General features: G+C 63.9%; 11 protein-coding genes. 6 read left to right on the forward strand and 5 right to left on the reverse strand.

Annotation, left to right across the window (positions count from 1 at the left end; all coding sequences use genetic code 11):
* Positions 1-15: 15 nt before the first annotated feature.
* Genes ACN9MW_RS24465 through edd form a run of 3 tightly spaced genes read right to left on the reverse strand, consistent with a single transcriptional unit; the run spans position 16 to position 3,072 of the window.
* Entirely contained in the window at positions 16-528 is a 513-nt protein-coding gene (locus tag ACN9MW_RS24465) for a Rhs element Vgr protein (RefSeq protein ID WP_426163637.1), read from the reverse strand.
* The gene (gene eda, locus ACN9MW_RS24470; protein WP_426163639.1) at positions 528-1,148 is read right to left on the reverse strand and encodes a bifunctional 4-hydroxy-2-oxoglutarate aldolase/2-dehydro-3-deoxy-phosphogluconate aldolase; all 621 of its coding nucleotides are present in this window, start codon (positions 1,146-1,148) and stop codon (positions 528-530) included. Before eda ends, ACN9MW_RS24465 begins: the two co-directional genes overlap by 1 nt.
* A 1-nt stretch (position 1,149) precedes the next feature.
* A complete protein-coding gene (edd, locus tag ACN9MW_RS24475; protein WP_426163642.1) occupies positions 1,150-3,072 on the reverse strand; it encodes a phosphogluconate dehydratase in 1,923 nt (640 codons plus the stop codon).
* A gap of 187 nt (positions 3,073-3,259) precedes the next feature.
* Between edd and pgi the strand changes: the two genes are divergently transcribed.
* From pgi to ACN9MW_RS24500, 5 genes are all read left to right on the forward strand, one after another.
* Entirely contained in the window at positions 3,260-4,909 is a 1,650-nt protein-coding gene (pgi, locus tag ACN9MW_RS24480) for a glucose-6-phosphate isomerase (protein ID WP_426172290.1), read from the forward strand.
* The gene (locus tag ACN9MW_RS24485) at positions 4,906-5,799 is read left to right on the forward strand and encodes an SMP-30/gluconolactonase/LRE family protein (protein WP_426163644.1); all 894 of its coding nucleotides are present in this window, start codon (positions 4,906-4,908) and stop codon (positions 5,797-5,799) included. Before pgi ends, ACN9MW_RS24485 begins: the two co-directional genes overlap by 4 nt.
* A 32-nt stretch (positions 5,800-5,831) precedes the next feature.
* Positions 5,832-7,304 (forward strand): glucose-6-phosphate dehydrogenase, encoded by a 1,473-nt coding sequence (zwf, locus tag ACN9MW_RS24490; protein ID WP_426163646.1) that lies wholly within the window; start codon positions 5,832-5,834, stop codon positions 7,302-7,304.
* A complete protein-coding gene (locus ACN9MW_RS24495; protein ID WP_130310897.1) occupies positions 7,304-8,158 on the forward strand; it encodes an SIS domain-containing protein in 855 nt (284 codons plus the stop codon). The genes zwf and ACN9MW_RS24495 overlap by 1 nt, the downstream gene beginning before the upstream one ends.
* Positions 8,159-8,250: 92 nt before the next feature.
* Positions 8,251-10,917, forward strand: a complete 2,667-nt coding sequence (locus ACN9MW_RS24500) for a polysaccharide deacetylase family protein (RefSeq protein WP_426163649.1) — start codon at positions 8,251-8,253, stop codon at positions 10,915-10,917.
* A gap of 99 nt (positions 10,918-11,016) precedes the next feature.
* Here ACN9MW_RS24500 and ACN9MW_RS24505 read toward each other — a convergent pair whose 3' ends face one another.
* Positions 11,017-11,421, reverse strand: a complete 405-nt coding sequence (locus ACN9MW_RS24505) for a hypothetical protein (protein ID WP_426163651.1) — start codon at positions 11,419-11,421, stop codon at positions 11,017-11,019.
* Between the two features lie 81 nt (positions 11,422-11,502).
* Here ACN9MW_RS24505 and ACN9MW_RS24510 point away from each other — a divergent pair, with 81 nt between their 5' ends.
* Complete coding sequence (locus tag ACN9MW_RS24510) at positions 11,503-12,444, forward strand: diguanylate cyclase domain-containing protein (RefSeq protein WP_426163653.1); 942 nt, start codon at positions 11,503-11,505, stop codon at positions 12,442-12,444.
* Here the strand turns inward: ACN9MW_RS24510 and ACN9MW_RS24515 are convergent.
* On the reverse strand, positions 12,441-12,716 hold the full coding sequence (locus ACN9MW_RS24515) for a DUF4242 domain-containing protein (RefSeq protein WP_426163655.1): 276 nt from the start codon (positions 12,714-12,716) through the stop codon (positions 12,441-12,443). The two genes, ACN9MW_RS24510 and ACN9MW_RS24515, sit on opposite strands and share 4 nt — an antisense overlap.
* Between the last annotated feature and the right edge of the window lie 65 nt (positions 12,717-12,781).

Here is a 12,781-nt window from a genome sequence, read left to right on the forward strand (position 1 = left end):
TGTGCTTTAAAGCAACTACGATAGCACACTGTTAGCAAAAAATATACGCGGCAGGTTGTCGCGGGATGAGGGATCGCGCAGGAAATCGCGCAGCATGTCGCGATAAAGGCCGGCCTCCTGTTTGTGCAGGCAGGCCATGGCGAAGTAGTCGGCCAGAATTTCGGCCTGCGCCTCCATATTGAAGTCGCACAAACGCCGCTCGGGCGACACTTCGTAGTCATAGCTCAGGCCAAGCCGGATCGCGCCGCGCCACATCACGGGGTAGCCAAGCTGGTATTGCCATACGTGGGCCATCTCGTGCATGAACCAGTGCTGTTCCGCCTCGGTAGCGAGCGAGAAGTCCGGGCGGTAGCGGGAGATATGGAAATACAGTTCGCCGTTGGGCGTGATGCAGACGTCTTTACGCTGCAGGAAAGGAATGAAGCGGGTGTTGTGGATGCGCACCCGCTGGTAGTCGATCGCGCCGCCGAACACCAGCCGGGCCAGCGCGATCTCACCCGACGTCAACGGCCGGGCGATGACTTCCATCAGTGGCGCAGTGCGCTGGCCGCCTTGGCGATGGCGGTGATGCGGTCCCAGTCGCCCGCCTGCATGGCGTCCTTCGGCGTCAGCCAGGAACCGCCCACGCAAGCCACGTTCTTCAGCGAGAGGAAGGCAGGCGCCGTATCTTGCGAAATGCCGCCGGTCGGGCAGAACACCACGTCCGACAGCGGGCCGGCAATCGCATTCAGCATGCCGACGCCGCCGGCCGGAACCGCCGGGAACAGCTTCAGTTGCCTGAAGCCCTGCTCGCGCGCCTTCATCACTTCCGAAGGGGTCATCACGCCCGGCAGCAGGGGCAGGCCGCTGGACTTGGCGGCGCCGATCAGCGCATCGGTCAGGCCCGGCGACACGCCGAACACCGCACCCGCATCGCGCGCAGCGGCAAATTCCTCAGGCTGGGTGAGCGTGCCGACGCCGACGATGGCGCCCTCCACTTGGCTCATGGCGCGGATGGCGCCCAGGCCGTGCTGGGTGCGCAGGGTCACTTCCAGCACGCGGATGCCGCCTGCCACCAGGGCTTTCGCCAGCGGCACGGCGTGGTCCGGGTCGTCAATCGCGATCACAGGGATCACGGCCGAAGTACGCATAATCTCGAGCAGGGTCATATCAGGCTTTCTTTGCGAGGAAATCTTCATCGGAACCGGGCATGGTGTTGCCCACATTGTCTTCGCCGTGCAACGGCACGGTCGTCTGGATCGGCGACGGCAGCGGGAAGCTGGTCGCGCCCTGCTCCGCTGCGCACACGGTATTGCGGAACATGGAGAACAGTTCGCGGCCCATGCCGATCTGGTTTGGCGACAGGTCGGCTTGCGCCATCGAACGGCCATGCCAGACATCGGAGGAAACCAGCGCTTCCAGCGTGCCCGAGGCAGCGTCGAGGCGGATGATGTCGCCGTCGCGCACCAGGCCCAGCGGACCGCCCGCCAGGATCTCGGGCGAAACGTGGATCGCGGCAGGCACCTTGCCCGACGCGCCGGACATGCGGCCATCGGTCACCAGCGCCACCTTGCGGCCGGCGTCCTGCAGGTTGGCCAGCGCCGGGGTCAGGGCGTGCAGTTCCGGCATGCCGTTGGCTTTCGGCCCCTGGAAGCGGATCACGGCCACAAAGTCGCGATCAAGCTTGCCGGCCTTGTAGGCTGCCATGAAGGCTTCCTGTGAATCGAACACCAGCGCCGGCGCTTCCACCGTGCGGTGCTCTTCCTTGACGGCGGACACCTTCATGATGGCCCGGCCCAGGTTGCCCTGCACCAGCACCATGCCGCCATCTTTCGAGAACGGGTCGGCGGCGCCGCGCAATACTTTCTCGTCGGCGCTCTTCAGCGGGGCTTCCTTGAAGATCACGCCGGATGCATCGTCGTTCAGGAACGGCTCGGCGCAGTGCGCGCGCAAGCCCTTGCCCAGGATGGTATTCACATCGTCGTGCAGCAGGCCGGCATCCAGCAGTTCGCGGATCACAAAACCGGTGCCGCCGGCAGCGTGGAAATGGTTCACGTCCGCATCGCCGTTAGGATAGATGCGGCACAGCAGCGGCACCACGGCCGACAGTTCGTTGAAATCGTCCCAGTCGATCACCACGCCGGCCGCCTTGGCAATCGCCACCAGGTGCAGGGTGTGGTTGGTCGAACCGCCGGTGGCCAGCAGGCCCACCACGGCGTTGATGATGGACTTCTCGTCCACGATTTGGCCGACCGGGATGTACTCGCTGCCCATCTCGGTGATCTGCGCTGCACGCTGTGCGGCGGCGGCCGTCAGCGCATCGCGCAGCGGGGTGCCCGGATTGATGAAGGCGGCGCCCGGCAAATGCAGGCCCATGATCTCCATCAGCAGCTGGTTGGAGTTGGCAGTACCGTAGAAGGTACAGGTGCCGGCGCCGTGATACGACTGGGCCTCCCCTTCCAGCAGTTCTTCGCGGGTCGCCTTGCCTTGCGCGTAGCGCTGGCGGATCGCCGCCTTCTCCTTGTTCGACAGGCCGGAAGTCATCGGGCCGGCCGGCACGAACACCGCAGGCAGGTGACCGAAGTGCAACGCGCCGATCAAGAGGCCCGGCACGATCTTGTCGCATACGCCCAGGTACAGCACCGAGTCGAACATATTATGGGACAGGCCGATCGCCGCCGACATCGCAATCGCATCGCGCGAGAACAGCGACAGTTCCATGCCCGGCTGGCCCTGGGTCACGCCATCGCACATGGCCGGCGTGCCGCCCGCGTACTGCGCCACCGCGCCAACCTTGCGCACCGCATCCTTGATGATGGCGGGGAAGGTTTCGAACGGCTGGTGCGCCGACAGCATGTCGTTATAGGCGGAGATGATCGCCACGGAAGGCTGCTTCACCTCTTTCAGGATCAGCTTATCGTTCGCCGGGAACGCGGCAAAACCGTGCGCCAGGTTGGTGCAGGACAGGGTTCCGCGCTGGGTGCGGCCTTTGACGCGGGCCGCCTGGAGGTGCGCCAGGTAGGCCCCGCGGGAAACGCGGCTGCGCTGGATGACGCGTGCGGTGACTTTTTCCAGGACTGGATGCAACGGCATGATCGTTCCTTTTCAATGAATTTACGGAAATTTTACTACAAAATTTCCGACTGCGAGCGCTCCCATCGCGCCCATTCACGCTCAAAAGCCCCGCAATTCACCAGCGCGACAAAAGATTTGTAGTGAATTTACCTGTTTTTGCTGTATAGTTAAACACAATTCATAAAACCATATGCCACCGGACATTATGCGCTTGCCCGCCCTGACTTCCACCGCGGCCTACCAGGCCCTTGAAATCCACGCCCACGACGCCCGCGACTGGCAGATGCGCCAGTTGTTCCAGAAAGACCCCGGCCGCTTCCCGCGCATGACGGTCGATGCGGCAGGCCTGTTCCTGGATTACTCCAAGAACCGCGCCGACGACGAGACCATCAGGCTGTTGGTGCACCTGGCCCGCACGCGCGGCGTGGTGGAACAGCGCGATGCCATGTTTGCCGGTGAAAAAATCAATATTACCGAACGCCGTAGCGTACTGCACACCGCCCTGCGTATGCCGCGCGGCAAGGCGCAGAAGGTCGACGGCCAGGACGTGAATGCCGACGTGCATGCAGTGCTGGACCGCATCAAGGCCTTCACCGACAAGGTGCGCAATGGCGGCTGGCTGGGCCACACGGGCAAGCCGATCACCGATGTGGTGAATATCGGCATTGGCGGCTCCGACCTGGGTCCGAAAATGGCCGTACTGGCCCTGCGCTCCTACTGCCACCCGCGCCTGAAGATGCACTTCGTCTCCAACGTGGACGGCCACGATATGGACGCCGTCCTGGCGCAAGTGAATCCCGAAACCACGCTGTTCATCGTCGCATCGAAAACCTTCACCACCGCAGAAACCATGCTGAACGCGCAGACTGCGCGCAACTGGTTCCTTGGCCGCGCGCGCGAGGCTGACTTGCCGCGCCACTTTGTCGCCGTATCCACCAATACCGATGCGGTGCGCGCCTTCGGCATCGATCCGGAAAACATGTTCCCGTTCTGGGACTGGGTCGGCGGCCGCTATTCGGTATGGTCGGCCATCGGCCTGTCTGTTGCGATCGCGATCGGCTTCGGCTACTTCCAGGCCTTCCTGGAAGGCGCGCACGCCATGGATGAACACTTCCGCGAAGCGCCGCTGGAAGCGAACATGCCGGTGCTGCTGGCCCTGATCGGTTTCTGGAACCGCCAGTTCCTCGGCGCCAGCTCGCTCTCCATCGCCCCTTACCACCAGGACCTGAACCGCTTCCCGGCCTACCTGCAGCAGCTCGACATGGAAAGCAACGGCAAGCGCGTGACCAGGAACGGGCAGCCGGTGGACACGCCGACCTGCCCCATCGTCTGGGGCGAGTGCGGCACCAACGCGCAGCACGCCTACTTCCAGCTGCTGCACCAGGGCACCGACGCGACGCCGATCGATTTCATCGCCGCCTTGCGCGCAACCCACGACCTGCCGGGCCACCACGACGCCCTGCTGGCCAACTGCTTCGCCCAGTCGGAAGCCTTCATGAAAGGCAAAACCGAAGACGAAGTGCGCGCCGAGCTGAAAGGCGCCGGCCTGCCGGCTGCGGAAATGGAGGAAATGGTTCCGCACAAGACCTTCCCCGGCAACCGCCCGTCCAACACCATCCTGATGGACCAGCTCACGCCATCCACCCTCGGCGCGCTGATCGCGCTGTACGAACACAAGACCTTCGTGCAGGGCGTGATCTGGAATGTCGCCAGCTTCGACCAGTGGGGCGTGGAACTGGGCAAGGTACTGGCCAGGAAGATCCAGGCAGAATTGACCGGCAAGGTCGATCCGGAAGCGCATGACAGCTCGACCAACGGCCTGATCGTGATGGCCAAGGCGGCGCAAATCCAATGAACAGCTACCAGATCGAAGTCGCCTGCGACGCCACCATGACCGTGGGCGAAAGTCCGTTGTGGGCGCCGGACGAGAAAGCCCTGTACTGGGTCGATATCGAAGGCTTTGCCATCCACCGCCTGTGCACGGCTACCGGCCAGCACGAACAGTGGAAGGTCGACAGCGAGGCGTCGTCGCTGGCGCGCGCCGCGAAAGGCGGCCTGATGGTCGCGCAACGCCGCGGCTTCTCCCATTTCAATCCCGATACCGACGAATGGAAGCTGGTGGCCGAAGCGCCGTTCGACCAGTCCACCACCCGCTTCAACGACGGCAAATGCGACGCGGCGGGCCGCTTCTGGTGCGGCACCATTTACGAGCCGCGCGACAAGCCGGCGGCGGAAATGTACGTGCTCGAACGCGGCCAGGTCCGCAAGGTCTGGTCCGGCGGCATGGTCAATTCGAACGGCCTGGGCTTCAGCCCGGACAACAAGACCATGTTCCACGCCGAAACAGCCAGCCACCGCGTGACGCGCTTTGCCTTCGACCTGTTGTCCGGCACTGTCAGCGACGAGCGCGATGTGCGCCGCTTCAGCACCGACAAGTCGGCAGCCGATTACGGCGGCCGTCCGGACGGCGCTGCAGTCGACAGCGAAGGCAATTACTGGATCGCCATGTTCGAAGGCGGCCGCATCCTCAAGCTGTCGCCGCAGGGCGAGCAGTTGGACGAGATCCGCCTGCCCGTGCGCTGCCCGACCATGGTGGCGTTCGGCGGCCCCGACCTGCGCACCCTGTACATCACCACGGCCGGCAAGCGCCCGGCCGAGGAGCTGGCGGCCCACCCGCTGAGCGGCAAAGTGCTGTCGGTGCGCATGCCGGTTGCCGGCCGCATCGAACCTGCTTATGTAGACTGAAGTAAAACCCTGTAACTCACCTGAAGACGATTATGGCTCTCTCTGATTTCGACCTGGTTCTGTTTGGCGGTAGCGGCGACCTCGCAATGCGCAAATTGCTGCCTGCTATGTTTAGCCGCGATATTTGCGGCGACCTGCCGCCGACCGCGCGCATCGTCTGCGTCGGCCGCCAGGAGAGCACCCAGGACGAGTTCATCAATATGGTGACGACCACCTCGCGTCCCCATATCAAATCAGCCAAGGCCACCGACGAAAACTGGGACCGCTTCATTGCGCGCATCGTCTACGTGTCGCTGGACGCCACCGATTCCGCCACCTACAAAGGCCTGGTCGAAGCCCTGCGCACCGATCCCGCCATCACCCGCGTCTACTATCTGGCCACACCGCCGGCCCTGTTCTCGCGCATCTGCGACAACCTGAAGGACAACGGCCTGGCCACCGCCAACTCGCGCGTGGTGCTGGAAAAGCCGCTGGGACGCGACCTGGCGTCGGCCAAGCAGATCAACAAGGAAGTGGGCAAGGTCTTCGAAGAACAGCAGATCTACCGTATCGACCACTACCTCGGCAAGGAAACCGTGCAGAACCTGCTGGCCCTGCGCTTCGGCAACATCCTGTTCGAACCGCTGTGGCGCCGCGAGTGGATCTCCGACGTGCAGATCACCATCGCCGAGAAGCTGGGCGTGGGCAACCGCATCGGCTACTACGATACCTCCGGCGCGCTGCGCGACATGCTGCAGAACCACCTGCTGCAGCTGCTGTGTATCGTCGCCATGGAACCGCCGACCTCGATCGCGCCGGACGCAGTGCGCGACTCCAAGCTGCAGGTGCTGCGTTCCCTGAAGCGCTTCACCCCGACCACGCTGGCGCAGAACATCGTGCGCGGCCAGTACCGCGCCGGCCACGTGGAAGGCAAGGCCGTGCCAAGCTACCGCGACGAACCGGAAGCGCCGCAGAACTCGAAGACCGAAACCTTCGTCGCCATGAAAGTGGAAATCGACACCTGGCGCTGGGCCGGCGTGCCGTTCTACCTGCGCACCGGCAAGCGCATGGCCGACTCGCTGGCCGAGATCGTGGTGCGCTTCAAGCAGATCCCGCACTCGATCTTCAACCAGCCGACCTCCAGCTTCCAGCCGAATTCCCTGGTGATTCGCCTGCAGCCGGACGAAGGCCTGCGCATGAACCTGATGGCCAAGACCCCGGGCGAAGGCATGCGCCTCAAGCCGGCGGAGCTGGAACTGGACTTCCGCGAAACCTTCAAGATGCCGCGCATGGACGCTTACGAGCGCCTGCTGCTGGACGTGCTGCGCGGCCAACTGACCCTGTTCATGCGCGGCGACGAACTGGAAGCGGCATGGGATTGGGTCGAACCTATCCTGAACAACTGGGAGCAGGACGATTCCGCGCCGCTGCCATACGCCTCCGGCACCTGGGGCCCGGCTGCCGCCAGTGCCCTGATCGGCCGCGACGGGCTACAATGGCGCGAAGAAGCGCTCCCGGAAGACTAATGCTGCTCGACTCCATCCGCACCCAGCTCGACTCGCTCTCCAAATCGGAGCGCAAGGTCGCGCTGGCCGTGCTCGACAACCCGGCCCGCACGGTGGGCGCCAATATCACGGCACTGGCCAAGAGTGCGCAAGTGTCGGAGCCGACCGTGGTGCGCTTCTGCCGCACGCTCGGCTACGACGGCTGGCATGAATTCAAGCTGAAGCTGGCGCAGGGCCTGGCCCTCGCCCTGCCCGGCCTGAACGACCAGCCGGCGCAGGACGACCTGGCGTCCGACCTGGTGAACAAGATCTGCAGCCGTTCCATCAACACGCTGCTGGACTTGCGCAACAACCTGAATGCGGAACCGGTGCAGAAAGCCCTCGACATCCTGTCGCGCGCGCGCAAGATCGAGTTCTACGGCCACGGCACCTCCGGCATCGTGGCGGCAGACGCGCAGCACAAGTTCTTCCGCTCCGGCGTGCCCACCGTGGCCTACGCCGACCCGGCGATCCACAGCATTTCAGCAGCCCTGCTGCACGAAGGCGATGCGGTCGTGGCGATTTCCCAGCGCGGCAACAGCCCGGCCCTGGTGCGCTCGGCCAAGCTGGCCAAGGAAGGCGGCGCCGACGTCATCGTGCTCGCCCCCTCCGGCACGCCGCTGGCGGAAACGGCCACGGTACTGATCCCGATCGACCTGATCTTCAACACCGACCCCTACACGCCGATCTCCGCCCGCCTGGCCTACCTGGTGGTAATCGACGTGCTGGCCGTTGGCCTGGCCCTGAAACGCGGCCCCGAATTCCGCAAGAAAATGCAAAACGCCCAGAAAGCGCTGCAGGAATTCGACATGCAGTTCGACTCCTTCATCGGCTGACGCTGCATTGCGGCCGAGGCAGAATGCCGCGCAAATGGGCGTCGGCGACGCCGATGGGCTAGAATTGCATAATTGCAATTAATTTCCCAAAAATGAAGCTTTCCAAACCCCTGCTGGCCGGCGCTGGCCTCATCGCCTTGGCAGCGGCAGTCGGCGCTCTCTATTTCAAACCAGGCACGCAACCGCGCGGCACTCCTGCGGCAGCCAGCGCTGCCGCTCCCGTCGAGGCGCATGCGCCGCTGCAGGCCGAGATGAAAGAGATCCTGGCCAATTACCGCAAGATCATCATCCTGCTGGCCGACGAACAATCGATGTCGGCGCTTGACCGCAAGGCCGCTGGCCAGGTCGGCCAGTTGCTGTTCCACGAGAACGTCGAACGCCTTGGCAAGGCGCGGCAACTGCTGGCCCAGCTGCAGCAAGCGCCATCGGCCCAACGCGATGCGGCCTACGACACCCTGCTCACATATATCGAATCCGCCTCCGACCTGTTCGACGCCGACCGCCTCGCCTTTCGCGAATTGCTGGTCGAAATGAAGGCGCAGGCCGCCGCCAACCAGACCCTGCCCGGCATCAAGCTGCACAAGCGCGTGAGCGAAGACCTGACCGCGCTGGACGACATTGAGCGCCAGTACGACAAGGAGTTGAGCGGCATCTTCGCCCGCTTCGACCAGCGCGCCATCCTGCCCAAGCGCGAGCGCTGGGAAGACTATGTCGCACACCTGAAGCAGCTGTTCAGCCGCGACCAGATCATGAAGGACTACGGCGTGATCGTGCCGTATCCCGAAAAGCCAGGCGCCGACGAAGCGGAGAAAGAGATCTTCGGCAAATCGCTGCCGCCAAAAACCGTGGTGCTGACCTTCGACGACGGCCCGCACGCCACCTATACCGATGAAGTGGCGGCCATCCTCAAGCAGTACGGCGTGCCGGGCGTGTTCTTCCAGGTCGGCAAAAACCTCGGTGAAGTCAGCGCCCAAGGCAAGGAGGCACTGAACAAGCAGTCTGCCGCCAGCCGCCGCCTGCTCGAAGGCGGCAACGTCCTGGCCAATCACAGCTACAGCCATGCCCTGCTCTCGAAGGAAAAAGGCGAGCAGTTGTACGGCGAGATCGCCCAGGCCGACCAGTTGCTGAAGGCGGTCGACGCGCGCCGCTCGGCATTGTTCCGCTTCCCCTATGGCGCGCACAATGCCGAAGGCCTGGAATTGCTGAAGAAACTGGGCCTGCGCTCGGTGATGTGGAATATCGATTCGCTGGACTGGGCCGACCCGGTGCCGACCTCGATCGCCAACCGCGTGCTGGGCTCCCTGGAAAAGGAAAAGCGCGGCATCATCCTGTTCCATGACATCCACGAGCGCACCGTCAAGACCCTGCCGCTGGTGCTGGACAAGCTGGTCGCCGACGGCTACAGCTTCGCCACCTGGGATGGCAACGACTTCACCATCGCCAAGGCCGGCAAGCCGGAACCGGACAAGGTTGCCATCAGCTCCGGCTATGCCAACAGCTACGCCGTGGTCATCGGCATCAACGATTACCAGAAATGGCCCAAGCTGCAGTATGCCGTGCAGGATGCGAAGGCGATCCGCGACACCCTGGTCAACCGCTTCGGCTTCGATGGCGCGCGCGTGTTCACCCTGACCAATGGCGATGCAACCCGCAACAACATCCTCGCGCTGTTCCATGACAAGCTGGCGGAAGCCAAGCTGAGAAAGGACGACCGCATCTTCGTCTTCTTCGCCGGCCATGGCGCAACACGCCAGCTCAGCTCCGGCCGCAGCCTGGGCTACATCATCCCGGTCGACTCCGATCCGCAGCAAGTGAGCGTGGACGCGATTCCGATGACGGACTTGCAGAACATCGCCGAAAGCCTGGATGCCAAGCACCTGCTGTTCGTGATGGATGCCTGCTACAGCGGCCTGGGCCTGACACGCGGCGGCGGCACCACCGCCTTCCTGCGCGACAATGCACGCCGCATCGGCCGCCAGATGCTGACCGCCGGCGGCGCCGACCAGATGGTGGCCGACGGCGGCCCGAACGGCCACTCGGTCTTCACCTGGACCCTGCTGCAAGCGCTGGGCGGCAAGGCCGACCTGAACGGCGACGGCATGATCACCGCCACCGAGCTGGCCGCCTACGTGGCGCCCGCCGTGTCCAGCGTATCGCAGCAGACGCCGGCCTTCGGCAGCCTGCCCGGTTCCGAAGGCGGCGAATTCGTCTTCCAGCTGCCTGCCGAAGCGGAATTCCTGAGCGAGAACAGCACCCAGCTGTCGCAGGAGGCGATCGCCCTCAACAAGAAGCTCGATTCCGGCCGCAATAGCCAGGCCGAAGGCAACGCCACGGTCGTGAAAGACCTGCAGGGCGAAGAGCAGAAGCTGGCCGCGCCAAAGCCGGTCGACGCTTCCAGCCGCCAACTGGCCCAGCGCGCCAACGACCGCGGCCTGCAGCTATATAAAGAAAAGCAGTACGCGCAGGCAGAAGCAGCCTTCACCGAAGCGTTGAAATACCGCCCCGACTTCGGCCTGGCCGCCAACAACCTCGGCTTCATCTACTTCAAGCAGGAGAAATACGCGGAAGCCGCGCGCTGGTTCGAAAACACCATCCAGATCGACGCCTCCCGCGCCATCGCCTACCTGAACCTGGCAGACGCGCGCCAGCGGCAGGGCGAGCAGGAAAAGGCCAGGAAAGCCTACACCAGCTTCCTCGAGCTGGCGCCGAACCACCCGAACGCCGCCTATGCGCGCGAACAGTTGAAAAAACTGGGGTAATACATACCCGCCCGACCACAACCGGTGCGTGCATTGGGCACACCGGAAGGCGGAGCGCTGACCGCCGTCAAGGCAGTCAGCGTGAACGCGACAGTCCTGTCAGAGGCCTTCGCGCAGCATCTTCTCCATTGCCGCGCGCGAAACGTGCGGCGTGTCCTTGCCGGCTTCCACCGACCACTGGCCGCCCTTCTGCTGCACCACATATTCGACTTGCGCGCTGCCGCCTTTCGGATGCGGCACGGCCTGCTCCATGTCGAGGCCCGTGGTCGGGGTATAGGTAAAGGTCACGGTTGCCTTGCAGCGCGCGCCGTCGCAGCTCACGGCGTCGGTCTTCCAGCCGTCGACCAGGTGAACCTGTTCGTAATAGCCTTCCGTATCGTTGTGGAGGCGTCCGCCATCCAGTTCGAACTTCAGGAATTGATCGAGCGCCGCTTGCGGCGTGGCTTCCGCGGCGTGCGCGGAGATGGCGGCGCACAGCGCGGCCAGAATAGTAAGTTTTTTCATGCCGGTATTATATTTTTCTGTAGAGCAATCACTCAACACGAAAATCCGACGCAAGGCTCTAAAATCCATATAATGCCTTTCATGCAAGAATCGACACTACCCGGGCGCATTCTCGGCCTCGCCAACCTCGGCTTGATGGTACTGGATGCCGACCAGCGCATCATTTTCTGGAATCAATGGCTGGCCAGCCGCTCCGGCATGGCTGCCTCCCGCGTGCAAGGACTGACCCTGGTGGAAGCTTTTCCCGAGCTGTCCGGCAAGCGCATCGAGCAGTCGCTGCACACCGCATTGGCCAACAACCTGCCATCCGTGCTGCCGCAAAACCAGGACCGCACGCCTTTCCCGCTATTTGCCGCCGGCACCTGGGGCGGCGAACGGATCGAGCAGGCTGTCAGCCTGACGCCTTTCAACGAAGGCAAGGAACGCTTTTGCCTGGTCGAAGTGGCGGACGTCAGCAACACCGTGGGCCGTGAACGCCAGCTGCGCGGCCAGGCGGAAGCCCTGCGCGCGCAATCCTATGTGGACGGCCTGACCGGCATCGCCAACCGCCGCCATTTCGACGTAGCGCTGGACCGTGAACTGCGCCGCGCGCAGCGCCAGGGCGCCAGCCTTTCGCTGCTGCTGATGGATATCGACTCCTTCAAGGCCTATAACGACCATTTCGGCCACCTGCAGGGCGACGCCTGCCTGACCATGGTGGCGGAAGCCTTTGCCTCGCGCCTGCAACGCCCGGCCGACCTGGCCGCCCGCTACGGCGGCGAGGAGTTTGCCGCCATCCTGCCCGACACCACGCCGGAGCAGGCCGCCCGGCACGCCGAAGTGATCCGCGCTTACGTGGAATCGCTGAACATGGCGCACGCGCCCAAGGCCGTGCATTCGCACGTTACCCTGAGCATTGGCGTCGCCAGCTTCGACAAGGAGCGCCTGAACGACGCCAAGTCCTTGCTGGAAGCTGCCGACCGCGCGCTCTACACCGCCAAGCGCGAAGGCCGCAACCGCGTGGTCGTCGGGCAGCCCGCCTAACCCTGGTAGAAATAGGGGTCGAGCGCGGTTACCTGCGTGATCTTGTCCACCGGCAGGTGGTTCATTTCCGCCGTCTCGCGGATCGCTTCCGGCGATGGCGCCTCGTACAGGCAGTAAGTCTTGCGCAAGTCGTCGCTCACATAGGAGTGGATCCAGGTGACGCCGCTGCGGGCATTGGTGCCGATGACGAGATCGCAGGCCTTGGCGCCGTCTGCATTGACGGGAATGTGCAAGCCTTCCGGGAAAGTGCGCTCAACAATATAGCGTGGCATGGTGGTCTCCTTGAGGGTCCGTGGTTCGCGGCCGAGCCGCCAGTCTTCACCATAGACCATCCTGC

The sequence above is a fragment of the Pseudoduganella sp. R-34 genome (assembly GCF_049904655.1).
Taxonomy (GTDB): Bacteria; Pseudomonadota; Gammaproteobacteria; order Burkholderiales; family Burkholderiaceae_D; genus Rugamonas.